The sequence below is a fragment of the Mesorhizobium sp. BHbdii genome (assembly GCF_053848045.1).
This window is the reverse complement of record NZ_JBSPKX010000005.1, coordinates 164,929-191,173: the sequence shown is the minus strand read 5'-3', so window position 1 is coordinate 191,173 and position 26,245 is coordinate 164,929. Positions and strand designations below refer to the sequence as shown.

26 protein-coding genes and 2 pseudogenes are annotated in these 26,245 nt (G+C 61.9%); 17 read left to right on the top strand and 11 right to left on the bottom strand.

Annotation, left to right across the window (positions count from 1 at the left end; translation table 11 throughout):
• Positions 1–86 precede the first annotated feature (86 nt).
• The 5 genes from pstC to phoB are packed head-to-tail and all read left to right on the top strand — an operon-like array spanning position 87 to position 5,361.
• Complete coding sequence (pstC, locus tag ACWTU8_RS24390; RefSeq protein ID WP_455850176.1) at positions 87–1,475, top strand: phosphate ABC transporter permease subunit PstC; 1,389 nt, start codon at positions 87–89, stop codon at positions 1,473–1,475.
• Positions 1,468–3,081 (top strand): phosphate ABC transporter permease PstA, encoded by a 1,614-nt coding sequence (pstA, locus tag ACWTU8_RS24385; protein ID WP_455850175.1) that lies wholly within the window; start codon positions 1,468–1,470, stop codon positions 3,079–3,081. The genes pstC and pstA overlap by 8 nt, the downstream gene beginning before the upstream one ends.
• A gap of 12 nt (positions 3,082–3,093) precedes the next feature.
• Positions 3,094–3,909, top strand: coding sequence for a phosphate ABC transporter ATP-binding protein PstB (gene pstB / locus ACWTU8_RS24380; RefSeq protein ID WP_029348716.1), 816 nt, complete (start codon positions 3,094–3,096; stop codon positions 3,907–3,909).
• Between the two features lie 38 nt (positions 3,910–3,947).
• On the top strand, positions 3,948–4,655 hold the full coding sequence (gene phoU, locus ACWTU8_RS24375; RefSeq protein WP_455850174.1) for a phosphate signaling complex protein PhoU: 708 nt from the start codon (positions 3,948–3,950) through the stop codon (positions 4,653–4,655).
• Positions 4,656–4,671: 16 nt separating this feature from the next.
• Positions 4,672–5,361: a phosphate regulon transcriptional regulator PhoB gene (gene phoB, locus ACWTU8_RS24370; protein WP_031254097.1), complete on the top strand. Its 690-nt coding sequence runs from the start codon at positions 4,672–4,674 to the stop codon at positions 5,359–5,361.
• Between the two features lie 176 nt (positions 5,362–5,537).
• Here the strand turns inward: phoB and ACWTU8_RS24365 are convergent, their stop codons facing one another.
• Entirely contained in the window at positions 5,538–6,785 is a 1,248-nt protein-coding gene (locus ACWTU8_RS24365; RefSeq protein ID WP_455850173.1) for an ROK family protein, read from the bottom strand.
• Positions 6,786–7,013: 228 nt separating this feature from the next.
• On the opposite strand from ACWTU8_RS24365, the gene xylF reads away from it, so the two are divergent.
• The 4 genes and pseudogenes from xylF (at position 7,014) to ACWTU8_RS24345 (ending at position 11,843) form a co-directional block, all read left to right on the top strand.
• Positions 7,014–8,054 (top strand): D-xylose ABC transporter substrate-binding protein, encoded by a 1,041-nt coding sequence (gene xylF / locus ACWTU8_RS24360; protein ID WP_455850172.1) that lies wholly within the window; start codon positions 7,014–7,016, stop codon positions 8,052–8,054.
• A gap of 141 nt (positions 8,055–8,195) precedes the next feature.
• A pseudogene (locus ACWTU8_RS24355) lies at positions 8,196–9,222 on the top strand (sugar ABC transporter permease).
• Positions 9,223–9,296: 74 nt separating this feature from the next.
• Positions 9,297–10,091 carry an ATP-binding cassette domain-containing protein gene (locus ACWTU8_RS24350; protein ID WP_455850171.1) on the top strand — a complete coding sequence of 265 codons (795 nt, stop codon included), beginning with the start codon at positions 9,297–9,299 and terminating at the stop codon, positions 10,089–10,091.
• Positions 10,092–10,217: 126 nt separating this feature from the next.
• Complete coding sequence (locus ACWTU8_RS24345) at positions 10,218–11,843, top strand: CHASE domain-containing protein (RefSeq protein ID WP_455850386.1); 1,626 nt, start codon at positions 10,218–10,220, stop codon at positions 11,841–11,843.
• Between the two features lie 96 nt (positions 11,844–11,939).
• On the opposite strand, the gene ACWTU8_RS24340 is transcribed toward ACWTU8_RS24345, so the two are convergent.
• The 6 genes from ACWTU8_RS24340 to ACWTU8_RS24315 form a co-directional block, all read right to left on the bottom strand.
• Positions 11,940–12,182: a YMGG-like glycine zipper-containing protein gene (locus ACWTU8_RS24340; RefSeq protein ID WP_352953357.1), complete on the bottom strand. Its 243-nt coding sequence runs from the start codon at positions 12,180–12,182 to the stop codon at positions 11,940–11,942.
• 80 nt (positions 12,183–12,262) lie between these two features.
• Positions 12,263–12,589 (bottom strand): hypothetical protein, encoded by a 327-nt coding sequence (locus ACWTU8_RS24335; protein WP_455850170.1) that lies wholly within the window; start codon positions 12,587–12,589, stop codon positions 12,263–12,265.
• Between the two features lie 131 nt (positions 12,590–12,720).
• Complete coding sequence (locus tag ACWTU8_RS24330; protein ID WP_455850169.1) at positions 12,721–12,903, bottom strand: hypothetical protein; 183 nt, start codon at positions 12,901–12,903, stop codon at positions 12,721–12,723.
• Positions 12,904–13,053: 150 nt separating this feature from the next.
• Positions 13,054–14,088 carry a sensor histidine kinase gene (locus tag ACWTU8_RS24325; protein WP_455850168.1) on the bottom strand — a complete coding sequence of 345 codons (1,035 nt, stop codon included), beginning with the start codon at positions 14,086–14,088 and terminating at the stop codon, positions 13,054–13,056.
• A gap of 151 nt (positions 14,089–14,239) precedes the next feature.
• Positions 14,240–14,407, bottom strand: a complete 168-nt coding sequence (locus ACWTU8_RS24320; RefSeq protein WP_023797107.1) for a DUF1328 domain-containing protein — start codon at positions 14,405–14,407, stop codon at positions 14,240–14,242.
• A 234-nt stretch (positions 14,408–14,641) separates the two neighbouring features.
• Positions 14,642–15,436 (bottom strand): response regulator, encoded by a 795-nt coding sequence (locus tag ACWTU8_RS24315; RefSeq protein ID WP_065007451.1) that lies wholly within the window; start codon positions 15,434–15,436, stop codon positions 14,642–14,644.
• 236 nt (positions 15,437–15,672) lie between these two features.
• Here ACWTU8_RS24315 and ACWTU8_RS24310 point away from each other — a divergent pair, with 236 nt between their 5' ends.
• Together ACWTU8_RS24310 and ACWTU8_RS24305 are read left to right on the top strand one after the other, a co-directional pair.
• Positions 15,673–15,867 carry a NepR family anti-sigma factor gene (locus tag ACWTU8_RS24310; RefSeq protein WP_455850167.1) on the top strand — a complete coding sequence of 65 codons (195 nt, stop codon included), beginning with the start codon at positions 15,673–15,675 and terminating at the stop codon, positions 15,865–15,867.
• 3 nt (positions 15,868–15,870) lie between these two features.
• Positions 15,871–16,422 carry a sigma-70 family RNA polymerase sigma factor gene (locus ACWTU8_RS24305; protein WP_455850166.1) on the top strand — a complete coding sequence of 184 codons (552 nt, stop codon included), beginning with the start codon at positions 15,871–15,873 and terminating at the stop codon, positions 16,420–16,422.
• A 54-nt stretch (positions 16,423–16,476) separates the two neighbouring features.
• On the opposite strand, the gene ACWTU8_RS24300 is transcribed toward ACWTU8_RS24305, so the two are convergent.
• Complete coding sequence (locus ACWTU8_RS24300; RefSeq protein ID WP_065007520.1) at positions 16,477–16,797, bottom strand: response regulator; 321 nt, start codon at positions 16,795–16,797, stop codon at positions 16,477–16,479.
• Between the two features lie 249 nt (positions 16,798–17,046).
• Between ACWTU8_RS24300 and ACWTU8_RS24295 the strand changes: the two are divergent.
• From ACWTU8_RS24295 to ACWTU8_RS24285, 3 genes and pseudogenes are all read left to right on the top strand, one after another.
• Positions 17,047–17,807 (top strand): annotated as a pseudogene (locus ACWTU8_RS24295) (Crp/Fnr family transcriptional regulator).
• A gap of 125 nt (positions 17,808–17,932) precedes the next feature.
• Positions 17,933–18,259, top strand: coding sequence for a DUF883 family protein (locus tag ACWTU8_RS24290; RefSeq protein WP_455850165.1), 327 nt, complete (start codon positions 17,933–17,935; stop codon positions 18,257–18,259).
• Between the two features lie 12 nt (positions 18,260–18,271).
• A complete protein-coding gene (locus tag ACWTU8_RS24285; RefSeq protein ID WP_095517888.1) occupies positions 18,272–18,736 on the top strand; it encodes a hypothetical protein in 465 nt (154 codons plus the stop codon).
• A gap of 97 nt (positions 18,737–18,833) precedes the next feature.
• On the opposite strand, the gene ACWTU8_RS24280 is transcribed toward ACWTU8_RS24285, so the two are convergent.
• Positions 18,834–20,351 (bottom strand): sensor histidine kinase, encoded by a 1,518-nt coding sequence (locus tag ACWTU8_RS24280; RefSeq protein WP_455850164.1) that lies wholly within the window; start codon positions 20,349–20,351, stop codon positions 18,834–18,836.
• Positions 20,352–20,524: 173 nt separating this feature from the next.
• Between ACWTU8_RS24280 and ACWTU8_RS24275 the strand changes: the two genes are divergently transcribed.
• A complete protein-coding gene (locus ACWTU8_RS24275; RefSeq protein ID WP_029348704.1) occupies positions 20,525–20,725 on the top strand; it encodes a hypothetical protein in 201 nt (66 codons plus the stop codon).
• Between the two features lie 29 nt (positions 20,726–20,754).
• Here the strand turns inward: ACWTU8_RS24275 and ACWTU8_RS24270 are convergent, their stop codons facing one another.
• Positions 20,755–21,675, bottom strand: a complete 921-nt coding sequence (locus tag ACWTU8_RS24270; protein ID WP_455850163.1) for a diacylglycerol/lipid kinase family protein — start codon at positions 21,673–21,675, stop codon at positions 20,755–20,757.
• Between the two features lie 284 nt (positions 21,676–21,959).
• Between ACWTU8_RS24270 and ACWTU8_RS24265 the strand changes: the two genes are divergently transcribed.
• The gene (locus tag ACWTU8_RS24265) at positions 21,960–23,459 is read left to right on the top strand and encodes a PRC-barrel domain-containing protein (protein ID WP_455850162.1); all 1,500 of its coding nucleotides are present in this window, start codon (positions 21,960–21,962) and stop codon (positions 23,457–23,459) included.
• 51 nt (positions 23,460–23,510) lie between these two features.
• Here ACWTU8_RS24265 and ACWTU8_RS24260 read toward each other — a convergent pair whose 3' ends face one another.
• Positions 23,511–25,088, bottom strand: coding sequence for an alkaline phosphatase family protein (locus ACWTU8_RS24260; protein WP_455850161.1), 1,578 nt, complete (start codon positions 25,086–25,088; stop codon positions 23,511–23,513).
• A gap of 218 nt (positions 25,089–25,306) precedes the next feature.
• Between ACWTU8_RS24260 and ACWTU8_RS24255 the strand changes: the two genes are divergently transcribed.
• Positions 25,307–26,239, top strand: coding sequence for a VOC family protein (locus ACWTU8_RS24255; RefSeq protein WP_095517884.1), 933 nt, complete (start codon positions 25,307–25,309; stop codon positions 26,237–26,239).
• Positions 26,240–26,245 lie beyond the last annotated feature (6 nt).

Here is a 26,245-nt window from a genome sequence, read left to right as displayed (position 1 = left end):
CTCATGCTCTAAAGCCCAAAGCGCGGGGCCAAGGTCCCGTGCTTTGAGCCGGTGAATGACCGGCGGTCGAGGGGACGTCCTGAATCATGGTCGGTTATCTCGTTGTTCTTCTGTTGGTTCTGGCAGCTGCGGCCTATTTGATCGGCCGGAGACGCGCCGTTGCCAGTGTCAATGGCGACGTCGCGCGATTGCATTCGCTGCCTGGCCAACATGGCATGTTTCTGGCACTTTTTGCTGCCGGTCCCGCGCTGCTTGCGATCTTGTTGTGGTCGCTGGTCACGCCGGGAATTGAATCGTCGATCATTGCCGACCGCTTCTCCACCGAACTGTCGGGAATGGGCATTCCGCAGGTCGAAGCTTTCATCCGCGACGCTCGCGCGATGGCCTTTGGCGGGCTTGTCGGCTTCGCCGATCCCACGAAAGATGCGGCTGCCGCCGTCTACAAATCGATCCATACGACCAGCACCTGGATCATCTGGGCCGCCTCGCTCGTGCTTTCCGCGTCCGGATTTTACTGGGCCTATTCGCGCATCGCACAGGCCTACCGGGCGCGCCACGTGGTCGAGCGCGTTCTTCGCGTATTCTTGATCGCCTGTTCGGTGGTCGCGATCCTGACGACGGTCGGCATCGTTCTCTCGCTCATCTTCGAATCCCTGCGGTTCTTCCAACAGGTGCCGTTCTACAAGTTCCTGTTCGGCACGCATTGGTCGCCGCAGAGCGCCTTCACCGGCGCCGGAGCGGAAGCCGGGGCGGTCAACCAGGACATCTTTGGCATGGTGCCGCTCTTTGCCGGCACGCTGCTCATCACCTTCATCGCCATGCTGGTGGCTGCGCCTATCGGGCTGATGGCTGCGATCTACCTTTCGGATTACGCCTCCAAAAGCGTCCGCGCGGTCGCAAAGCCGGTACTGGAAATCCTCGCCGGCATTCCGACCGTCGTCTACGGCTTCTTCGCCGCGCTGACAGTTGCGCCCTACTTCCGCGGTATCGGCGAAAGCCTGGGCCTCAACGTCGCGTCCGAATCTGCGCTCGCCGCAGGCGTGGTCATGGGTATCATGATCATTCCCTTCGTTTCCTCGCTTTCCGATGATGTGATCAACGCCGTTCCGCAATCCCTGAGAGACGGTTCCGCCGGCCTCGGCGCGACCAAGTCGGAAACCATCCGCAAGGTGGTCCTTCCTGCTGCCCTTCCGGGCATCGTTTCAGCGATGCTGCTTGCCGTCAGCCGCGCAATCGGCGAAACAATGATCGTGGTCATGGCGGCGGGGCTGGCGGCAAACCTCACGGCCAACCCGCTCGAAGCGGTCACCACCGTGACCGTGCAGATCGTGACGCTGCTGGTGGGCGATCAGGAGTTCGACAGCGCCAAGACGCTGGCAGCCTTCGCACTCGGCCTGGTGCTGTTCTGCATCACGCTTACCCTCAACATCGTCGCTTTGCGCGTCGTCCAGAAATACCGAGAGCAATATGACTGATGCGATCTCGTCATTCGGCGCCGTCGGACGGCCGGTCAGCATTCATACCGACGGTGCCGCGAAGGCGCGGCTGAAGGGTCGTTACCGCACGGAAACGTGGTTCAAATGGCTTGGCGCCGGAGCCGTCGCGTTGGCCGGCCTATTCCTTGTGCTGCTCCTGTCGACGATCGTGACGCAGGCGATCCCGGCGCTGCGGCAGAACTATCTGACGCTGCCGATTGACCTTTCGGCGGCCAAGGTCGACCCGGCAAAACTCGATGCAGTGAACTACGACGCCATCGCTCAGGAAGCGCTTGCGGCGAGATTTCCGGATGTTACGAGCCGTCAGGACAGGCGTCTGCTGCGCGGGCTGATTTCCACCGGCACAGGCGTCTTCCTGCGCAAGGATATTGCGGCTAATCCGGGGATGCTCGGAGGAACGGTGGACTATGCGGTTCCAGTTGACGATTTTGCTGACCTCTATCTTAAGGGTTTGCTGGCCGACGTCGGTTCGGACGAAGCGATTTCGACAAGCGTCACGCCTTCGAAAACCAGCGGCGACATCGATCTGACCTTCGGCGACGATGCCATGCTGGCGCTGGCGCGCGGCCGTGGTGCGACCGAAGGCGAAAACGGCATGCTCACGCTGACGAGCGGTGCATCATCGCTGCTGGTCGTGTTCAACGGCGGCACGGTCAAGCTCACCGCGCTGTCGCCGGGGCCCAACAGGACGGCGGTCGCAAAGGGCACGGTGATCGAGGCGCTGGACAGCACGGCGCCCGCCGCGAGCGGCGAGGCATTCCTGCGCGTCATCGATACGCCGGAAGCATCGCGAAAGATTTCCGACAAGGAGATCGTCTGGCTCGACACGCTGAAGAGCGCCGGCCTAATCGAAAGCCGATTCAACTCGATCTTCTTCTTCACCGGCGCAAGCCGCGAGCCGGAACTGGCCGGTGTTTGGGGCGCGGTCGTCGGATCGTTCCTGACCATGATCGTTACGCTCGCCATCGCCTTTCCGATCGGCGTTTCGGCGGCTATCTATCTTGAGGAATTTGCGCCCAAGAACCGGCTGACGACGATCATCGAAGTGAATATCAACAATCTGGCGGCTGTGCCTTCGATCGTCTTCGGCCTGCTTGGACTTGCCGTATTCCTGAATTTCTTCGGCATGCCGCGCTCGGCCCCGGTGGTCGGCGGCATGGTGCTGGCGCTGATGACCCTGCCGATCATCATTATCGCCTCGCGCGCTTCGCTGCGCGCCGTGCCGCCGTCGATCCGCGAGGCAGCGCTTGGCATCGGAGCGTCCAAGGTCCAGACCGTATTCCATCACGTCCTGCCGCTGGCGATGCCGGGCATCATGACCGGCACCATTCTCGGAATGGCGCATGCGCTGGGCGAAACCGCGCCGTTGCTGATGATCGGCATGGTCGCCTTCATCGTCGACATTCCCGGCGGCTTTACCGATCCCGCGACGATCCTGCCGGTGCAGATATTCATGTGGGCGGATTTCCCGGAAGCTGGATTCCAGCAGAAGACTTCGGCGGCGATTTTGATTTTGCTGCTGTTTTTGGTCATCATGAACGCCATTGCGGTGATACTGCGCAGGCGCTTCGAGCGGCGCTGGTAAGGGGTAGAGGATATGAACATCATGACGGAAGCCGGCGTCGAACAGAAACTGAGCAGCGGAACCAATGCCCCTTCGATCAAGATGAAGGGCGAAAAGGTCTCTGTTCATTACGGCGAGAAGCGAGCTCTGTTCGACGTGGACCTCGATGTCCGCGAGAACCAGGTGACGGCGTTGATCGGCCCATCGGGCTGTGGCAAGTCGACCTTCCTGCGTTGCCTGAACCGAATGAACGACACGATCGATATCGCGCGGGTGAGCGGCAAGATAACGCTCGACGGCGAGGATGTTTACGACCCGAAAATCGATGTCGTCGAGCTGCGAGCTCGCGTCGGCATGGTATTCCAGAAGCCGAACCCGTTTCCGAAGTCGATCTATGAAAACGTCGCCTACGGTCCGCGCATTCACGGCCTGGCCAGGAGCAAGTCCGAGTTGGACGGCATCGTTGAATCGAGCCTGAAGAAGGCCGGTCTGTTCAACGAGGTCAAGGATCGCCTGCTCGAGTCGGGCACCGGTCTCTCCGGCGGACAGCAGCAGCGCCTGTGCATCGCGCGCGCCATCGCCGTGTCGCCGGAAGTGATTCTGATGGACGAGCCCTGTTCGGCGCTGGATCCGATCGCCACCGCCCGCGTCGAGGAACTAATCGACGAACTGCGCCAGAACTACACGATCGTCATCGTCACCCACTCGATGCAGCAGGCAGCGCGCGTGTCGCAACGCACGGCGATGTTCCATCTCGGCTACCTGGTCGAGGAGGGCGCAACCGACAAGATGTTCACCAATCCCGACGACAAGCGCACCCAGGACTACATCACCGGCCGGTTCGGCTGAGCGGTCCGGCAGCGAATTTCGAACACGAGGACAGGATCATGGGTGAACACACCGTCGCATCTTTCGACGAGGAACTGGAGCACATCGACAGGCTGATCCGCGACATGGACGAGCTCGCCGCCGCGATGGTCGCAGCCTCGATCCGCGCGTTGCTTGCGTCAGACAATGCGATGGCGCAGCGTGTCGTCTCGGACGACGCGATCATGGATGCGCGGCAGCGCGAACTCGACGATAGCGCGATCACGCTGATCGCCAAGCGGCAGCCGATGGCGCAAGATCTGCGCGCCGTGGTCGGCGCAATCCGCATGGCCGGTGATCTCGAGCGCATCGGCGATTTGGCCAAAAACATAGCCAAGCGGGTCAGCGCAGTCGGGCAGAGCGCCACGCCGCGTAATCTGTCGCACGGTATCGACGCGATGGCGGATCTCGTTCTTGTGCAGCTCCGCGGGGTGGTTGAGCACTATGTGTCGCGCAATGCCGGCGCTTTGAAAGAACTGCGCGCCGACGACCAGAAGATCGACGTGAAATACACCGCGGTTTTCCGCGAACTCCTGACCTACATGATGGAGGATCCGCGCAACATCACCGCCTGCACGCATCTTCTGTTTTGCGCCAAGAATCTCGAACGCATCGGCGATCATGTCACCAACATAGCCGAAAACGCCTACTTTGTCGTGACCGGGGAGCAATTGCCGGCGGATCGCCCGAAGCTCGACGAAACGACGATGTCGGCGCCGGCGACATGACAGGAGTGACCGGCCGATGATCGCGCCGCGCATCATGGTGGTGGAGGATGAAGAGCCGCTGGGCGTCCTCCTCCGCTACAATCTGGAATCCGAAGGCTATCAGGTCGAGGTGGTGACGCGCGGCGACGAGGCCGAAATCCGGCTGCAGGAAAATGTGCCCGATCTTCTGGTGCTCGACTGGATGGTGCCGGCGGTTTCGGGCATCGAGCTTTGCCGGCGCCTTCGGGTGCGTCCCGAAACCGAGCGGCTGCCGATCATCATGCTGACCGCGCGCGGCGAGGAGAGCGACCGGGTGCGCGGCCTTTCCACCGGGGCCGACGACTATCTGGTCAAGCCGTTCTCGACACCGGAATTCATGGCCAGGGTCAAGGCGCTGCTGCGCCGCGCCAAGCCGGAAGTACTGTCCAGCGTGCTGAAGGTCGGCGACATCATGCTCGATCGCGAATCGCACAGGGTCTATCGCAAGAAGAGCGAGATCCGGCTCGGGCCGACCGAATTCCGGCTGCTCGAATTCATGATGCGGCACCCGGGTCGGGTCTTCTCGCGCAGCCAGTTGCTCGACAATGTCTGGGGCGAGACGATCTACATCGACGAGCGCACGGTGGACGTCCATGTCGGCCGGTTGCGCAAGGCGGTCAACAATGGTCGCATGCCCGATGTCATCCGCACCATCCGCGGCGCGGGCTATGCCATCAGGGAAGACTAGGGATGTGCTGATATTCAGGTGGTGCCGGGCCTGCGAACGCCGGCTTCCTGCGCTTCCGGTGCTCACGTACCCAAAAGTACGCTCCGCTCCGTTCTCGGAACCCACCATTCTCGACTCGGCCTGACCTGAATCTCAACACACCCCAAGTCGCGATCCGGGGATCCCTGCCTTCGAGTTCAAGCCACGTTCTTTCCGACCGAACCGGCTCGTGCCTGGATGCTCGGCCCGAAGATCTCCTGGTCGACGAAGCTCAGCGCCCGCATGGCGCAGCCTTCTCGGATCAGCGGCAGTTCGTTCGGCTCGGTGTCGAAGGAAATCGAACCCGAATGCTCGCCGCCGGCGGTCTGGGCGATGGCCTCGCGCAGGGCCGGCTCGATCAGGTCGAAGGCGGCAGCGCTGGGACCGACCATGGCGACCGGCGCCGGATCGATCAGCGCGAACAGGCTGCCGAGCCCGAAGCCGAGCGCCTCGCCGGCCTTGCGGTAGGCTTCGCGCTCCGGTCCGTCCGTCTCGCGCGCCCGGGCCGCCAGTGCCCGCATCTCGGCGTCGCTGACATCGGCGACCGGCTCGGCGTTCTCGCTCAATTGCCTTGCGTTGCGCCAGATAGCGTAATTGCCGGCATAAGCCTCGACGCAACCGCGCCGCCCGCAGCGGCAAAGCGCGCCGCCCGGCCGATGAATCATGTGGCCGAATTCGCCGCCTGAGGAATGGGTGCCGGTGAACAGCTCGCCCTTCAGCACCAGCCCCATACCGATGCCATGCGAGAGCAGGATGGCGATGAAATCGTCGCGGTAGCGATCCGGGTCGCGCCAGCGCAGCGCCACGGCCATCATGTTGCAGTCGTTCTCCATGATGGCCGGGATGCCGAACTCGCGTTCCAGAATGTCGGCGAAGGCGATGTTCGTCTGCGGCGTGATCGGCGACCACAACATGGCGCGCGCATGGGAATCGGTAATACCCTGGATCGCCAGCGCGATGCGGGCGACGTTTTGGACGTCGAGGTCGGGGTCTTCGAGCCGGCGCCGGACGATGGCGACACATTCATCGATCAGCTCGTCGCGCGACATGGTCAGCGTGTCCAGCCGGCGCTGTTTCTCGGCGACCACTTGTCCGGCATAGTCGATGACAGCGACCGAAAGGGAATTCAGCGACAACACGACGGCCAATACCGCAGCGGCTTCCGGATTGAGGCTGAGGCCAACCTGCGGCCGGCCACGTTTCAGCGAAACGGTCTCACTCGCCTTGCTCTCGGCCAGGATGCCTTCGTGGATCAGGTCGGAAGAGATCGCCGATATGGTCGAATGGCTGAGGCCGGTGGTTGCGGCGATCTCGGTCCGTGACGGCTGCCCTGCGCGGCGTACGGCCGAAATAACCATCGCCCGGTTGCGCCGGCGCAAATCGTCATGGCGGATCCCAACCGACATTGTTTAGCGTCCTCCCTATTGCCGCGGCCGCTCATGAATCGGAAGCCGTCAGGCCGACAAACACTGGCAGAAGCAGAAGGACCTGTCATTGTTTATTCCGAGGCTCGAAAAAAAGCCGGCAGACACCAAAATCCATCAGAATTCATGTTGACAGTGCTTCGGCGTTGGATCCTTTGTGCAGGCCTTCGGGCCAGTTGGTCGCGCCGTACGCGGCGCAGGAGGAATATCATGAAGAGATTCACAGCCGCCATTCTGGCGGGGATCGCCATGTCGCTGACGCTCGCGTCGGTCGCACAGGCGAAGGACAAGGTCATTGGTGTTTCGTGGTCGAACTTCCAGGAAGAGCGCTGGAAGACTGACGAAGCCGCCATGAAGTCGGCGATCGAGGCCGCGGGCGACAAGTATATTTCCGCCGATGCACAGTCCAATCCCGGCAAGCAGCTGACCGACGTCGAAAGCCTGATCTCGCAGGGCGCCAACGCGCTGATCATCCTTGCGCAGGATGCCTCGGCCATCGGGCCGGCGGTGCAGAAGGCGCTGGACGAAGGCATTCCAGTCGTCGGCTATGACCGGCTGATCGAGAACAAGGACGTCTTCTATTTGACCTTCGACAACCAGGAAGTCGGCCGCATGCAGGCCCGCGAAGTGTTCAAGGTGGCGCCGGAAGGCAATTACGTCTTCATCAAGGGCTCGGGCGCCGATCCGAATGCCGATTTCCTGTTCGCCGGCTCCATGGAAGTGCTCAAGGATGCCATCGACAGCGGCAAGATCAAGAATGTCGGCGAGGCCTATACGGACGGCTGGCTTCCCGCCAGCGCCCAGAAGAACATGGAACAGTTCCTGATCGCCAACGACAACAAGGTCGATGCGGTGGTTGCCGCCAATGACGGCACCGCTGGTGGAGTCGTCGCGGCGCTGACGGCGCAAGGCTTGGCCGGATCCGTTCCGGTGTCGGGCCAGGACGGCGACCATGCCGCGCTGAACCGCATCGCGCTCGGCACACAGACCGTATCGGTGTGGAAGGACGCGCGCGAGCTCGGCAAGAACGCCGCCGAGATCGCCTCGCAACTGGCCGACGGCAAGCAGATGACAGACATTGCCGGCGTCAAGGACTTCGCCACGCCGGGCGGCAATGTCGTCAAGTCGCTGTTCCTGACGCCGATTGCCGTCACCAAGGACAATCTCAACGTCGTCATCGACGCGGGCTGGATCAAGAAGGAAGAGGTCTGCGCCGGCGTGGCGGCGGGCACGGTCCCGGTCTGCAACTGATCCGGCCTTCGCAAGAAGCCTGAAACGCGGCGGCTTCACGCCGCGGCGTTTTTTCAAAAAGAATTGTTTTTCCGCTTCTCGCGGATAACTTCCAAGCTGCTTCCGGCATCCGCGGCAAACGGCAACCGGTGGGAGGACATCATGACCGACACGACTTCCAGCACGCCGGCCGCCGATACAGGCGCCGATCGGGCGCGTGAATCCGAGCTCAGCCCGGTCGGCCGCCCTCTCAAGGCAACCGAGCTCGACATACGCATGCTCGGCATGGTCGGCGCGCTCCAGGGCTTCATTATCGCCTATCTCGAGGTTTCGGCCATCATCGTGACGCTGGGCGGCCTGCTGATCTGGCGCGGCGGGCGTGGCTGATGACGAGCGGGCGCACCGTCGCGCCGCTCGACGCCACCTTTCAGCTCATGAGTGGCGGGCCGCGTGGCTCGATCGGAGCAACCGCAAGTTGGATTGTCGGCATTCTCGCCTGTGTGGCCGTCGCCTTGATGCTGCTCAACGGCCGGTCGCAGCGCAAGCGGTTCAAGTTCCCGCTGCGTCCCGTCTGGGCGGAGACCTTGCTTGGGGTTGTCGCTTGCGCCGCCATCCTCGGCGCCATCTGGATCGCCAATTCCTATCCCTGGCCGATCGGCATCGTTCGCCAGTACGCCCAGCGGACCGGCATCACCGTCCCGGAAGGCGGGCTGTTCATCGCCCATGGCATCGCCATACCGGTGCTGATCGCGGTCACTGTGGGCATCGTCATGACCTTCATCACCAGCGGCACCCGTTTCGGCCGCTATGTCTTTGCCATCGGCGGCAATCCGGAAGCGGCAGAACTCGCCGGCATTAACACGCGCTCGGTGACTATGAAGGTGTTCATGATCATGGGCGTTCTGGCCGCGATCAGCGCGGCGATTGCGTCGGCCCGTCTCAATGCGTCGACTAATTCGCTGGGTACGCTGGACGAGTTGCTGGTATCGCGGCCGCGGTCATTGGAGGCACGTCGTTGGCCGGCGGCTCCGGCACGGTGCTCGGCGCCATGCTTGGCGCACTTCTGATGCAGTCGTTGCAGTCCGGCATGGTGTTGCTCGGCATCGATTCACCGCTTTAGAGCGTCGTCGTCGGCGCCGTCCTGGTCGTCGCCGCCTGGCTCGACACCGTCTACCGCAAGCGGGTCTGAGCATGATCCCGAAAAAGTGGATACCGGTTTTCGACAAGATCATGCTCAAACAAAAACCATAGGGAGGAACGATCATGGCTGACACAACTGCTCCCACGCCACTGATCGACATGCGCAACATTTCGATTGCCTTTGGCGGCATTCGCGCCGTCGACGATGCGTCGATCGACCTTTTCCCGGGCGAGGTCGTGGCGCTGCTTGGCCACAACGGTGCCGGCAAGTCGACACTGATCAAGATCCTGTCCGGCGCCTACAAGCGCGACTCGGGCCAGATCTTCGTCAAAGGCGAGGAGGCTTCGATTTCCAATCCGCGCGACGCCAAGAAGTATGGCATCGAGACGATCTACCAGACGCTGGCGCTCGCCGACAATGTCGACGCCGCCGCCAACCTCTTCCTCGGCCGCGAGCTGATGACCGGCTGGGGCACGCTCGACGATGGCGCCATGGAGGCCGAGGCGCGCAAGGTGATGGGCAGGCTCAATCCCCGCTTCCAGCGCTTCAAGGAGCCGGTGGTCAAGCTTTCGGGCGGCCAGCGGCAGTCGGTGGCTATCGCGCGCGCCATCCTGTTCAACGCCCGCATCCTGATCATGGATGAGCCGACGGCGGCACTGGGCCCGCAGGAAACGGCGCAGGTCGGCGAATTGGTCATGCAGCTCAAGGCCGACGGCATCGGCATCTTCCTGATCAGTCACGACATCCACGATGTGTTCGAGCTTGCCGACCGCGTCTGCGTGATGAAGAATGGTCGGGTCGTCGGCACGGCGCGCACCAGCGACGTGACCCAGGACGAGGTGCTCGGCATGATCATCCTGGGCAAGTGCCCGCCCGGTGCCATTCCCGGGCCGGGTGCGCTGAAGATCGCCGCCTGAAGCTTCAAACAAGCCGGCTAAATACCTGTCATGTGATGTGCCAGCGGCCATGATGGTTTGGCCGCGCCATTGTATTGACGCAGGGACTTGCCCATAAGATGGGGAACCATGGGCCGCAGCAGCAATTTGAAGAAGTTCTTTCCGATCGTAGCTTTCATCGCCGTCGCGCTGATCAGCCTGACGATGGCGGGATTCGCCTATTTCGCCACGCAGGAAGCGGCGCGCATTAAGTTCGAGGCGACGGCGGACGATGCGCTCAACCGGATCGATAGCCGCATCGACCTGCATCTGTCGCTGCTGCGATCGACCCATGCGCTGTTTGAGGCGCACAATGGTGGGATTTCGCGCGGCGAGTTCAAGGCGTTCTTCGAAGCGCTTGATATCAACGACAATTTTACCGGCCTGCGCGGGATCGGCTTTCTCCGGCTGGTGAGAGCCGGCGACGAGGCAGCCGTCGAGCGTGCCATCCTGCACGACTATGGCGCCAGCCATGCGATCTATCCGGCTACGACAACGCTGCCATGGCGTACGCCCATCACGCTGTTCGAGCCGCTGGATCCTTCCAATCAATCCAGCATCGGCTACGACATGTTCACCGAACCGGTCCGGCGCGAGGCGATCGAAAGGGCGATGGCCGACAACCAGCAGCACGCGAGCGGGCGCGTGCAGCTAGGCCAGGAAACAGGTGCTGCGCAGACCTTCACCGGTTTCCTGGTTTTCGTGCGGCTCAACATCGAAACCGCGCCGGACGGCATCGATGCGACCAGATCCTCGACATCAGGCTTTCTTTATGCGGCCTTCCGCGCCCGCGATCTGTTCCAGACCGCGCTCAGCCGAACGCCGCTGCTGCCGGTGAACATCGAAATCTATGACGGCAAGGTGGATGCCGACCATCTTTTGTTCCGGTCGGAAACGCCGCCGGCGTCGATCTTCGGTGACAGGCTGGTGGTTTCTCGCGAGATCACCATCGCCGGACGTCCATGGACCGTCCTGTTCAGGCCGACAAGCGCCTTCTCGCAACCCTCCTCGCGCGCCATTCCGGTGATGCTCGGCCTGTTCGGGCTGCTGCTCGCTGGAACCATCGCGCTGGTGGCACGCTATCAGGAGCGGGCCTTCGACGCGGTCTCGCTGCTTCATGAGACGACGGAAAAAAGCCTGCTCGAAAAGGATCTGATGCTGCAGGAGATGAAGCACCGCATCAAGAACTCGATCACGCGGGTGCTGGCGATCGCGCGCCAGACGGCATCGCACGCCACCGACGTCCACGAGTTCTCGTCCTCTTTTTCGGCCCGGCTGCAAGCGATGGCGGCATCCCAGGACATGCTGACGCGCTCGCGCTGGCAGAAGGCAGACCTCGGCGATCTCTTGCGCATTGAGCTTGGTCAGGTATTCGGCAAGGAGCTTCCCGAGGGGATATTGTCGGGGCCAGAGGTGCTGCTCGACGAGACGACGACGCAAGCGCTCGGCCTGACCTTTCATGAACTGGCGACGAATGCGCTGAAATATGGCGAAGCCGGCAACTCGGTCGGTGCGCTCAAGGTCGACTGGTCGGTCGAGGGCCGCTGGCGCGACCGGACGCTGGTTCTCAACTGGCGCGAAGTCGGCCAGAAGAAGCTTGAAGCACCTGCCAAAACCGGTTTTGGCACCAAGCTGATCGATTTGAACGTGACGCGCGAATTGCGCGGTATGATCAATCGCGATTTTCACGATGGCGGATTGAGAGTGGAAATCAGGATCCCACTGTCGGACTGAAAACGCTGCCGCAAACCGACCGTTTTCGAAGGCGAAAGTAAACAGAGACCGGCTCGTCCGGTCTCCGCTTCTATTGCCTCATGCGTTTGAAACGGATCAGCAGCGAGCCGTAAACAGACGGCCACGGTTGTCGCGGTACTGGCAATAGCCATTGCGCAGGTTGCGCACCAGCAGGCCGGAACCGGCACCGATGGCTGCGCCGACCAGCGCACCCTTGCCGCCGTCAATCAGGCCGCCGGCCAGAGCCCCGACACCGGCGCCGACGCCGACATCCCGCTCGGTGGTGCTGCAGCCGCTGACCGCGACCACGGCAACCATGGCAATAATCATCTTCCGCATAGGGTCACTCCTCGCTTTTGTCCTCACTTGTAGCTCCACCCGTCACTTACCATGCGAAAAATGGTTTTGCCCGATCGATTTCATTGTTGGCTAAGAGAATCTTTTTCGGGGCGCGCGCCGGTCGAAGCAACCTCAAGATTGGAAATCTCCACGGAAGCGTCGAGCGTGCCGTCCGGACGCACATTCCAGACGATCTGATCGTAATCATCCTCAAGTGCCGGATCGACGGAAAGGCATTTGGCAATTATGCGCGGAGCCTGACCCTGCACATCGCTCATGGCAAACGGACGCTCGGCGGCGCATTCCTGAGCGGTTTCGAAAACACCCACCGATACGGGCAGTTCACGACATTCCGTCATCGCGTTAGAACAGCCAATGACAAGCAACACGGCAGCGATGTGTTCCATGGCGAGGATCCTCTCGCCATAAGAACGGGCCATATTCGTCAAAGTTCCTGCGATGCCGGCTGGCGCGACTGATTGGAGAACAGGTCGACATGAGGCAAGCACAAGCCGCCGGCCACTTTGGGTCCGACGCTCTAGATTAAGTGGAACGCGGCGGCCAGGACGACCACCGCAGCCAGCCCGATTGCGGCGAGGCCGGGGGTCGGGTGGGAAGCACGGGGCGACGGCATCGCGGATGCTTCGAGATCCTGAAACCCGCCCATCGAAACGCGTGCGGCCTGTTCCAGCCTGATGATGTCGGCAACCGTCAAAGCCATTCCTCCCGTACTGCGCAGCAGACTGCGATCGAAAACGTCATGCGGATCGGTGTCTGAACAGCTTCGGACTTTATGGTGAACAGGTGGTTAAGGCCGGCGCGGTATTCAGCCCTCTTGGCCCCAGCCCTCTTTGGCTCGGCTGTTGTTCGGTCAATCCGTCTCGAAATTGCCGCGAGGAACGACAAGCCGATACTCGAGGCGGTCCCCGGTGATTTCAAGCGTCGCCGTTCCGTTCAACGACGCAGGCACGACGCGCTCGAGCGCGACGCTGCCAAAACGCTTCTCGCTTGGCTGATTGTCGTTGGCCCCGATGGCTTCGGCCCATGTCAGCGATAGTGCGGTCTCGCCAGCGGAAGCAGCCGTCAGATCGGCCGTCACCTCGACGAATCCGTCGGCTCGCGACAGAGCGCCATAGCTGACTGAATTGACGGCAAGTTCGTGCATGGCCAAGCCTATATGCAGGGCGGCATTGGGGTTGAGGTATGGATTTGCACCCTGGAAGCGCAGGCTGCGCAAGGGGTCGGCTCCGTAGCGGCCGACCTGGCCGGACACCAGTTCGCGCAGTGCCGCTCCCCGCCAGTTGGACGAGGTCACCAGATCCTGGGATGAGGCAAGCGACTGCAGCCGGCCGCGAAAGCGTGTCAGGAAATCACTGAGCGTGTCCGAATAACGGCTGGTCTGGGTGGCGATGCTCTGGATGATGGCCAAAAGGTTCTTCGAGCGATGGCTGACCTCGCGCAGCAGCGTTTTCAGGGTCTGCTCGCGACGTTTCTGCTCGGTCGTTTCGACCATAGTGGTGACGACGCCCTGCACGGCGCCGCCGTCGTCGTGATCAGCGTCTACCCATATTTGGAACCAGCGAACGCCATCGTCGGCGGGGATGCTGAGCTCAAGATGTTCCGGATTGCCGGATGCGACTACGTTGCGTTTGGCGGCACCGATGCGTTCCGCATGCGCCAGGGGCAGCATGCCGTTGCTATCGGCAGTATCGGAAGCCCATGGCGGGCGCATGTTGCGGGCCCAGACGGTTCTCATCTCGCGATCCTGATAGAGAACCGAAATGCCGACATTGTGCAGCGCATGGAGAAGGGCCCGACCAAGCTGCATTTCGCTGTCAGCGGAATGCAGAGCGATGATCTCATCGCTCCGTCCGCTGTCTTTCATGTCTCCGGCTCTGGATTGCATCGGTAACTTCACCCACCCGATTCAAGCTGAACGGCTGACGGAAAAATGAGTTCCCAAAAGAAGTCCGCCGAGCGGCGTCCCGTTGAAGGACACTGCCCGGCGGTAGCTGGAAACCGCTTGAGGGGTGCGGTTCCCAGTGTTGGATCGCAGTTCACGACGCGCGTTTGAACAAGCCCGCAATAAGCGAGATGATCAGGAAAGCCAGAAAGATGAAAAACAATATCTGTGCTATACCTGCCGAGGTCCCGGCAATACCGCCGAAACCAAGAGCGCCTGCAATGATCGCGACGACGAGAAACACGAGCGCCCAGTAAAGCATGATCCATCTCCTTCAAATGGTACGGCAAGAACGTCTTTCGCTGCCGTTTGTTCCACCTTTTCCCGAAAAAGACTATCCCTGGAAATCTTTCCGGCCCGAATTGAATCCTCATGCGCAGGGGGAAGTTCGAGGCGCAAGTGACGTTTGCCAGCCGCAAGGGGCCGGCGTCATTCGATCAGTGGCAAACGGGCGACCGGTGGAAACGGGGCAGCGTGAGGCCGGGCCTGCCCGGTCCTATGCAGCGGCTTTCGCGTGCCGGTCGAAGAACAACGCCTGGCTGATCAGGGCCTTGACCATATCCGGATTGAACGGCTTGGTGACGAGGAAGGCCGGCTCCGGCCGCTCGCCGGTCAGGAGGCGCTCGGGAAAGGCGGTGATGAAGATCACCGGCACCGGCGTGGACGACAGGATCTCGTTCACCGCTTCGATGCCCGAACTGCCGTCGGCCAGCTGGATGTCGGCCAGCACCATCTTCGGCCGCGTCTTTGTGAACATCGCCACCGCCTCGGCGTGGGTACGCGCAGTTCCGACGACACGATGGCCCAGGCTTTCGACCATTTGCTCGATGTCCATGGCGATCAGCGGCTCGTCCTCGATGATCAGCACATCGGTTGCCACCTGGCGGGAAATCTCGTTGCTGGCCTCGGCGAGGAGTTCGGAGAATTCTTGATCGTCAACGTCGAGAATCTCCGCCGCCTCGTCTTCGCTGAAACCTTCCACGGCGACCAGCAGGAAGGCCTGCCGGGGACGGGGTGAGATCGCGTTCAGATTGGCGGCGGCGCGCTGTTCCCACGCCGACTGCGGGTGTTCTTGCGGAACGCGGATTGCGACCGAGGTGAACAGCCTGGCGAATACCTTGTAGAGCGCGATGCGGTCGTTCGACGCGTCCGGAAAGATGTCGACGTCGGCGATGATGGCTTCGAGCATCGCGGCGACCAGCGCGTCGCCACTCTCCTGCGATCCGGAAACAGCCCGCGAGAAGCGGCGCAGGAACGGCAGGTGCGGAGCGATGGTTGCGGACAGGCTCATGATGGACGGCTCCCTCTGACGTAATTGGATTGATTGCAGGCCAAGATGATTACAAGCCCCGAAAATAAACCCTGAAAACATAAACGCCGGCTTTCCGAAAAAGTTCCGACGAGTTTGGAACTAATATAAGAAGAGGGCGTTTGAGGTCGGGACGGGCAACCAGACGAGGGGACCGCCTGCTTTGCGTCGTGTATTGAAGGGCGGCAGGGTACTGGGAAAAAGGGCGAAATGAAGAGATGACGAAAGATACCACGGCTGGCGCTGCAAACAGGCGCCGGGCAGCTTCCGGCGACCCGCTCGGGCCAAACTCGGAAATCGGCCGCAAACTCAAACAATATTACGACGAGCTGGTCTCCGACAACGTGCCGGATCGCTTCGCCCAATTGCTCCGCCAATTGGAACAGGCCCAACCTGCACGGAAAAAGGACTGAGGCATGGCGGCCGTCTCCCAGAGCTTCAAGACGGATCTGCTCGGCTCGATTCCGAGCCTGCGGGCCTTTGCCGTGTCATTGACGCAAAACGCCGACAAGGCCGACGATCTGGTGCAGGAAACACTGGTGAAGGCCTGGGACAAGCATGAAAGCTTCGAGCCGGGCACCAATCTCAAGGCCTGGCTGTTCACCATCCTGCGCAACGAATTCTATTCGCAGATGCGCAAGCGCGGCCGCGAGGTGCAGGACAGCGACGGCATCATGACGGCCAGACTAGCCGTCCATCCGGCCCAGCACGGCCAGCTCGACCTCAAGGACTTTCGTAGCGCGCTCGAGCAATTGCCCGAGGACCAGCGCGAAGCCATCATCCTCATCGGCGCGTCGGGCTTTTCCTACGAGGAAGCCGCCGTGATTTGCGGCTGTGCGGTCGGAACGATCAAGAGCCGCGTCAGCCGCGCCCGCACGCGGCTGCAGGAAATCCTGAAGATTTCCGGTGATGACGAGTTTGGCCCGGATGCGATATCGGCTCAGGTGACGGGGTCGAACGCCGCCTGAATACTGACCCTCGACAATATGGGCCCCGGTAATATCGGTCCGGTTTTCCGGACATCAAACAAGAGGGCCGCGCCCGCACGCCGCCGCCACTGCCTCCACGAGATCGTCTCCCGAATAAGGCTTGGTGACCAATCTGACATCCGGAAAGGACACCTTGATTTCGTCCATGTCGGAATAGCCCGAGGCGAAGACGAAAGGCACGCCCGATTCGCGCAGCCGCGAAGCGAAATCGAGCGTCGAAGCGCCGCCAAGCATGAGATCGACGATGGCGGCGTCGAATTGCGAGGCAACGCTCTTCCGATCGATCTCACCCAGATTGCGGGCGATGATCACGTCGCCGGCGCCGTAGTCGCGGCAAAGCTGCTCGACATCCATGGCGATCAGGAATTCATCCTCCAGAACAAGAATCCGCAATCCGTCCAGCAAGGGGGGCACGTGGCAATGTCTCCATGGGGCGCAGGGAACAGAGGAATCATGATCCCTATTTGGCTTCCTGTCATTTAAAGTTATTTGGCATGCTGTCATTTAAAAAAGACATGCCCGTCGCGGATGGCGGAACCTCGATGCCTGCAGGGCGTTTGCTATCGCCTTCCGGAAGAGGGCCGCTTTCGAAGAGGGATTGAAATGCCTGGCCAGAACGGCCGTTCTTTTTCCACCCGCCGGTATTCATGTGAGAACTGCCCACTGCGGCCGTTGCCGGCGTTCCGGGCATTCGAGAAGCAGGAACTTGTCTTCGTCGACGCTGTCAAGAAGGGCGAACTGGCCGTCGACAAGGGAGCTACGGTTCTGGTGGAGGGAAGCCACAGCGCCCATCTCTATACGGTGCTGTCGGGTTGGGCTTTCCGCTACAAATTGCTGTCGGATGGCCGCCGCCAGATTTTGAACTATTCCATGCCAGGCGATCTCATCGGCTTGCAAGGCAGTCTGATGGGAGAAATGCAGCATTCCGTGGAAGCGCTGTCGCCGATGCTGCTCTGCGTTTTCGAGCGGGAAGCCCTTCCCGAACTCTACCGCAGCCATCCGGGCCTCGCCTACGACATCACCTGGATCGCCTCGCGAGAGGAGCGCATGCTGGACGAGAACCTCTCAGTATTGGCAGACGCACCGCGCTCGAGCCTGCAGCCTATCTCATCGCGTTCATCTCCAGCCGCGCCAGGGTGGTCGGGCTGAACGGCAGGACGCCCGTGCAGATTCCGATCACGCAGCAGCATCTCGCCGATACCCTCGGCCTGTCGCTGGTCCACACCAACAAGACGATCCGCAAGCTGATGGACCGCAAGCTTATCTTCTGGCGCGACGGCGGCTGCGAGGTGGTCGACAACGAAAGGCTCAAGGAACTCGCCCGCTGGCAAGGGTTGAGCGAAGCTCGCCGACCGCTGATCTGAGCGGCTACCGGAGACGTGCCGGGCTGGACTCGCTTGCGGAAACACCCTTTCATGGGAGTTGTTCCGATTCGGAACCTTGGGGTGTGTCGAGCGTTTCGACCCGAGCAAACGCAAGGAGTCAAGTGATGGCGACTGCCGCAGGAAAGTCCCCGAACGAAAGCCGGACGAATTCGGACCTTGAAGCCGATATCAGGCAGTTGAAAGTCGACATTCAGAAACTCACCGAACAGCTGGCCGAGACCGGCCAACATGGTTACGGGGCTGCTCGTCGCGTTGCCGCGGAAGGAATCGAGCAATTGCGCGCCCAAGGCGAAGCAGCGTTTGAAAATATGCGCAGCAACGCAAGGGACCTCGAAGCCCAAGTGGTGGCGAGCGTGCGCGAAAAGCCGGTGACGTCGCTGGCGATCGCGGCAGGCGTCGGCTTTCTATTCGCGCTTCTCGCGCGCCGCTAAGCCTCAGCCCAGATGGGAATGCTGGCATCGTTGATCTCGGGGCTCGCCTCGGGTGAAGCCGTGGCAGCCGTGCGCCGCGCGCGCACGGCTGCAATCGTCTATGCGCTCGCAGCACTTGCCGCACTGTGCGGCGTCGGTTTCCTGGTCGGAGCGGCCTATGTCTGGGTGGCGGGGCGCTACGGGCCGATGGCAGCCTGCCTCGGTTTTGGGGTCGGTTTCCTGGTGATCACAGGGCTTCTCCTGCTCTTCCATCAGCTGTCGGCCGGCGCGCGCGCCCGACGCCGGGCGCGGAGGCGCCAAGCCGATATGAAGGCGGTCGGCATCACGGCCGCGCTCGCCGTGCTGCCGGCGCTACTCAAGGGAAAAGGCGGCCTGGGCACCATACTCGGCCCAGCGATCGCACTCGCCGCCTACGCCATCTACCGCGAGAACGTGAAGCCCGATGCCGACGATCCGGATGCCGGCGAAGCGAAATAGCTCGAAGCGATTCTTCTTGTTGACCACAATCTAATCCCAAAACCGGGCTGCACTTTTCGCTGAAGCGGACCTTCGGTTCGGGATCATGGCCGGGCCGTCACTTCGGCAGATCCTCCAGTGGCATCGATATTTGGGCGAATACGCCTTCCGGCCGGAATTCGTGGATCACTTCGCTGGAGATGACCTTGGCCAGGCTGCGGCGGATCAGGATCGAGCCGAAGCCGTGGCGTTCGGGCGAGGCAACTTCAGGCCCGCCGCTTTCGCGCCAGGTCAGCACCAGGCGCCGTGCGCCTTTCCGGCCCTGCGCCTGCCAGTCGAGATCGACCTTGCCCGAAGCCGCCGACAGCGCTCCGTATTGCAGTGCGTTGCTGGCCAGTTCATGCAGAATCAGGCCAAGCCCGACTGCCTGGTCGGGCGAAAGCAGCAGGTCGGCGCCTGAGATCGTAATGCGCGGCTGTTCGGCGGTGTCGAACGGCTTGACCTCGATGTGCACGAGTTCGCGGATGCCAATGCCGCGCCACTCGCGGTCGGATAGCAGGCTGTGGGCGGCGCCCAGCGCCTGAAGCCTGGCGCTGAAGGCTTCAAGGAATTCGCTGGGCTGGCGCGCATGGCGAACTGTCTGCGTCGCCAGCGCCTGCACTGTCGCCAGCGTGTTCTTGACGCGATGGTTCAACTCGCGCAGCAAGAGCCGTTGCCGCTCGTCCCCGAGCTTGCGTTCGGTGATGTCGTAATTGACGCCGAAGATCAGCGTCGGCTTGCCGTCGCCGTCGCGCTCGATGACACGGCCGCGCGTCGCGAGCCAGCGCGGCGGAGTGAAGCCCTTGACGCGGTATTCGCCAAAATAGTCGTCGCTGCCGGTCAGCGCGTCACGAAAGCGCGTCTCGGTCTGGTAGACATCACGCGGGTCGATAGCGGCAAGGATATCGCGCGCCCTCAGCCGATTCGAGCGCGGCAGGCCGAACAGCTCGGACAACCGGACATCGCATTCGATCATATCGGTATGGATATCCCATGCCCAGCTCGCGAGCGCTGCGGCATCGAGCGCGATGCCGCGCCGTTTTTCCTCGCGCGCCAGCGCCGCAGCGATGCTGGCGCCGTTGCGGGTGGCGTCCTTCAATGCGAACAGGCTGGCGGCGAGGCTGGCGAGCGCCGTCAATTGTTCGAGCTGGGCGGCAGACGGCGACGCCCGCGGCTTCCGGTCGAGCACGCAGAGCGTGCCGATCCGGGCGCCGGCCACCACAATCGCCACACCCGCATAGAAACGGACATGTTGCTGGCCAGTGACCAGCGGGCTGGCGTTGAAGCGTGAATCCGTGGTTGCATCGGTCACCACCATCGGCTGGTCGCCGGCGGCAATGGTATGGGCGCAGAAAGATGCATCTGTCGAGGCCTCGGTTTCATCCAGGCCGACACAGGACTTGAACCGTTGCCGCTCGACATCGACCAGCGTCACCAGCGCGATGGGCGCTAGCATCACCGCGGCGGCAAGACCGCTGATATGGTCGAAGTCACGATCGGCCGCCGTGTCGAGGGCGTCGAGACCGTGCAGTACTGCAAGCCGGTCCTGCGCCCTTACCACACTAAGGACGTCGACCGGCAGATTCGGCTTTTTCACTACCCTACTATCCACACGGCCCCCAAGTGCATCGGCTTGCAGCCATTCTCGCCAGTCGCCTGGCTCTGAAACCGGAACCTTCGCCTTGAGGAACCGTTACCCAACCACGTTTTGCCAGCCGCGCCCGCCAGCGCCAAACGACATGCCAGCGCCAAACGAAATGGAGGCCGATCATGCCCAGGATCGTTCCTGAAGACAAAGCCCGCCAGGGACGCTGGGGGTGGCACACTTTCCGTATCTTGATCGCCGCGCTGCTTTTGGCATTTATCGCCTGGGGCATCGCAGAGATCTACGGCAACATGATAGACAAGACGTCGACAACCGAACAGGGCGAGCTTCCCAGGGGCGAACAGGGCGAGATTCCCAAAGGCTGAAGCTATCCGATCGACTGTGCCGGACTGCATCACGCTGCCTTCGCTTGGACAGCGAGCGCCGGGACCAGAACCTTCAGCGCGCCAGGATGGATTTCGATCGTCGTTTCGGGGTCAAGCCTGACCAGTTCGCCGTCCATGACGGCGCGGAACTTCTTGGCAGCCGAGTGCACTTTCAAAACGGCCCGGTCAGCCTGGTGGATTTCCACATGCTCACTGTCGCGCCATTTGCCGCGCGCCATGTCGAAAAGGACCCTGAGCAGTTCGCCACGCCGCCGCGCCACCGTGACATAGATGCCGAGCACGCCGCCGGCGGGATTGTCGGCATAGGGCAGGTGACCCTCACCGAACAGATTGTTGGTGATGCCGATGCCGGTGGTGCGCGTCACGATCTCGGATTCGCCGATGGTCAGCGTCACCTTCATTGCCGACGGGTTGTTGATCGCCGCCCACGCAGCCTTGACCGAAGCCCGCATCTTTCCCAACCGCGAGCCAAACTCCATGGTCTGGCGAAGCTGAACCATCCTGGCATGCATGCCGATCGAGAACTGATGCACGAATGGCTTATTGTTGGCTGTTGCCATATCGACTGCGATCACCTCGCCGTCGGCAAGAGATTTCACGGCCGCGTCAAGGGTCTGTGGGATGCCAAGCCCGCGCGCGAACAGGTTCATCGTGCCAGCCGGTAAAATGGCAAGTGCTTTCTTCCTGCCCATCAACCGGGCAGCCGCGGCCGAAATGGTGCCGTCGCCGCCACCGGCCAGCACAATGTCGACGCTATGCTTCGAAGCGATGCGGTCCAGCGTAGCGACGATGTCCTTGCCGGCAACGATGTCGATATCGATGGAGTGACCTGCTGCCTCCAACGTCTGGCGCATCCGGTCCGTGAAGGCGGAAAGATCAATCGTGCGCAGGGTGCCGCCCTCCTGGTTCAGCACCGCCGCAAATCGCATCCCCCCACTCCGTTCTTTCTTGGCAACCATTGGAATAATCATCGGCCAGGACAGACCCAGCCATAGGCTGGAACGGGGCGGCTGAAAAAAAGTTCCGCAGCTCTAACGAAAATACAGGAGCGAATCTCACCGGCCGCGGGCATGATTGAGCGCGTTTCGGCTGGTTTTTTCACGACGCTCACCATGGTGTCGGAACAACCGCGCGGTCACGACGTTGTGAATACGTAACGCCGCGACCAATCTCCCATGCTCGCGGTGCGAACGAGATAACGCAGGAGGATTAAATGATCCGCACCCTTTTGACCACCACCGCACTCGCAGCGCTGCTTGCGACCGGTGCATATGCGCAGACGGCTACAACCCCGGCGCCGACGCAGGACCCGGCAGTCCAGGATACCGCTCCTGCGGCTCCCGTTGCGCGCGCCGAAGGCAGCCTTGTGACCAACATCATCGGGGAATCGGTCTATAATGGCACAGGCGACGATGCCGAGAACATTGGCAATGTCGACGACGTGGTCTTCGATGAAAACGGTCAGGCAAAATCCGTCGTCATCGGCGTCGGCGGCTTTCTTGGCGTTGGCGCCAAGAACGTGGCTTTCGACTACAATAAGCTGCAATGGGCCGAACGGAACGGCGACCGTTGGCTGATTGCGCAAACCACAAAGGATGAGTTGACGGCTCAGCCGGACTTCGACCGTAGCGCTTTCGATCCGGCTCCTGCGGCCAATGACACTACGGCTACGGCTCCTGCCGCTCCTTCCGGCTCGACGGAAACCACCGCACAGAACGCTCCGGCTGCTCCAGCCGATAGCACCGCAGCTCCGGCCGAACCTGTGAAGCGTGCCGACGGTAATCTTGCCACCAATATCATCGGCGAAACCGTCTACAACGGCACTGGCGACGACGCTCAAAACATCGGTGACGTGAACGACATCGTCCTGGCCAAGGATGGCAAGGCCGAGTCGCTGATCATTGGCGTCGGCGGCTTCCTTGAGATTGGCGAAAAGAATGTCGCCTATCAGTTCGACAAGGCCAAGTGGGCGGAGAGGGATGGCGATCGCTGGCTGGTCGCCGAGACCACGAAGGAAGAACTGGAGGCGTTGCCGGAGTTCAACCGCGAGCCCTATGATCCCGCCCCGGCGACAACCGCATCGACTGACGCGGCGACGCCGGCGCCGGTGACCACCACCCCTGCAGTCACTCCAGCCCCGGCGGAGAAGACCGCGGAAGCTCCGGCGGCAACGCCTGACACCGCTGCTCCGGCGCCAATGGACAAGACAGCCGAAGCTCCGGCCCCAGCCCCGGCGGATAAGACAGCCGAGGCTCCGGCGGCAACGCCTGAAACCGCTGCTCCGGCCCCCATGGACAAGACAGCCGAGGCTCCGGCTGCAGCAACGCCTGACGCTTCAGCCCCCGACCAGACGCAGACCGCGGCGATCGACAAGTCGGCGCTGACCGAAATGCCGGTCGACAAAATCCGGTCCGAGGACTTGGTTGGAACCACCGTCTATGGCGCCAATGATGTCAATGTCGGTGAGATTGGTGACGTCGTGCTGACGGGCGACCAGAAGGTCGACGCCGTGATCATCGACGTCGGCGGTTTCCTCGGCGTTGGCGAGAAGGAAGTGGCGGTCGGCATGGACAACCTTAAATTCATGACCGACAAGGATGGCAACCGCTATCTCTACACGAACTTCACCAAGGAGCAGCTCGAGGCGCAGGTCGCGTACGACAAGGGCACCTATGCAGAGAAGCGCGACGAGCAGCGCATGATGATGCGTTAATTCGCTCTAACGACGAAAAAAAGCCCCGCGCCGGCGACGGCGCGGGCCTTTTTATGATTGGAAAGTTGGCAGCGGTGCGACGTGGCCGGCAACGCCATCGTCGGTCAGTTCGGCAAGTGCCAGCGACTGATCGAGATGTTCGGCCCGCCAGGCAAGCAGCCTTTCGGCAAGCTCCAACCGGACCGGCAGATAGGCCGGATCGGCAGCGACATTGGTTAGTTCGTCTCGATCCTGCTCCAGGTCGAACAGCAGCGGCGGCAGGCCGCCGCCGAAATGTACATATTTGAATTGTTTCGTGCGGATGACGGCCAGATTGCACTGGCGCGGACCGATGCCGAAATGGCGCTCGGCATCACCTTCGGCAACCGAGCGGAAATCGAATTCCCAATGCGCGGCCTCGCGCCAGTCCCCCGGCTCGACGGCGTCCAGGAACGGCTTCAGCGATCGTCCGTCGAGATGCGGCGGGGTTTCCTCGCCAAGCAGGGCGAGCAATGTCGGCGCTATGTCCACCGCCTCAGTGAAGCGATCGACCTTGGCGCCGGCCGCTTTGCGACGACGCGGGTCGCGGATGATCAGCGGAATATGATAGCTGCCGTCGAAGAAGCCGCCCTTGCCCAGCATGTAATGGTCGCCCATCATCTCGGCATGATCGGAGGTCAGCACGACGATGGTGTCATCCCATGCACTCGCCCCCTTGACCGCCTGCCAGATGCGGCCAAGCTGTGCGTCGACCTCCGAGATCATGCCGTAATAGAGCGCGCGGATGCGGCCAAAATTGTCGTCGCCCCAGTCGCGCACCTTGCCCTCGGCGCCGGGGCGGAAATTCGAACGCTCCTGCAGGTCAAGGTTATAGGCAAGGTAGGGATGGCTTTCTGCCTCGGCCTGCCAGCTCACGGCGCGGTGGAAAGCCGGTCCCTCGGCAGGATCATACATCCTGTTGTAAGGCTCCGGCACGATGAAGGGCGGATGCGGGCTGAGGAAGGAAAGATGCGCGAACCACGGTGTATCGCGCTCCTGTTCGTCAAGCCAGCGGGCGAATTCGCCGGTCAGGAAAGCAGCAGGGGTTTCGTCCTTCGAGTAGACGGGCGGCGCGCTTGTCACCGCGCCGTCGGTCCTGGCTCCAATCTCATCCGCTGGGCGATGGATGTCGGGAAAACCGGCGCTGCTATCGATGCCGCGCGCCTTGAGCCACGACAGCCACGGTTTCTGGTGCTCCGGCAGGAGTTGGCGCACGGTGAAGCCGGGCAGCACGCCTTCGTAGCTTTTTAGCCGCGGGTCGCCCGGCGCCAGCGTGCGCGGATCGGGCGATACGTCGGTATAGCCGAACAGCGTCGGATCATAGCCGAGGCTGCGCGCCGAGAGCGCGATGTTGCCGTGACGGGCGTCGAGCGGCGTGCCGTTGCGGCAAACTCGGTTGTTCATCTGGTAGAGGCCGGTGTATAGGCAGGCGCGTGCCGGCGAGCAGGGCGCCGCGCCGCCATAATGCTGTCGAAACAGCACACCCTCGGCGGCGAGCGCGTCGGCATTCGGCGTCCGCACCACCTTGTGGCCTGCCGCCGACAGGCAGTCGCTGCGCCACTGGTCGCAGGTGATCAGGAGAACATTCGGGCGCCTGTCTTTTCTGACCAATGCTGTATCCTTCATTGAAAACGTGCCGCTCATGGAGCCGAATTTTTGTGGCGACGCAAGCCTCAGGTATTCGCCAAATCGTGAACAAAATCCGCCTTATTGTTCACTTATAGAGCACAGTCCATCTGTGTTTGCGGCCTTTGCCGCTGGCTGGCCGGTTCTCATATAGGCGTGGACCGCGGCATGGACCGCACAGGACAAGGAAAGGAGCAGGAAAAATGCTCGACCAGATCAAAGGCCTGCATCACGTCACCTCGATGGCCAGGGATGCGCGTCAGAACAATGAGTTCTTTACCAAAAAGCTCGGCCTGCGCCGGGTCAAGAAAACCGTCAATTTCGACGCGCCGGATGTCTACCATCTCTATTATGCCGACGAGCTCGGCACGCCCGGTTCGGTGATGACCTATTTTCCGTTCCCCAATATCGGCAAGGGTCGCCACGGCGTTGGCGAAGTAGGCACCACGGTCTATTCGGTGCCCGAAGGCACGCTCGCCTATTGGGAAAAGCGTTTTGCCGATGAGGGCGTCGCCGGGCTGTCGCGCCAAGAGAGCTTCGGTGAGAAGCGCCTTGGCTTCGCTGGTCCCGATGGTGACGGGTTTGCGCTGGTCGAGAACAAGGCAGACACCCGTACGCCGTGGGCGAAGGGCGATGTTCCCTCCGACGAGGCGATCCGCGGCTTCCACTCGGTGTCGCTCAGGCTGAAGGATGGCGGCGCCACCGAAGAGCTGCTGAAATTCATGGGCTATGAAGAAGTCGACACGTCCGGCACTGTAAAAAGGCTGGCGGTGAAGAACGGCAACGGCGCCAATATCGTCGATATCGAATCGTTGCCGGGCGCCGCTTTTGCCGATCTCGGCGCCGGCTCCGTCCACCACGTCGCCTTCGCTGTCGAAAACCGCGCCAAGCAACTCGAAGTGCGCAAGGCGCTGATGGACACCGGCTATCAGGTGACGCCGGTCATCGATCGTGACTATTTCTGGGCGATCTATTTCCGCACGCCGGGCGGCGTGCTGTTCGAAGTCGCCACCAACGAGCCCGGCTTCGACCGCGACGAGGACACCGCCCATCTCGGCGAGGCGCTGAAGCTGCCGTCGCAGCACCGGCATCTGAGGCCCTATCTCGAGCAACATTTGCAGAAGCTGGAAGACTGAGGACAA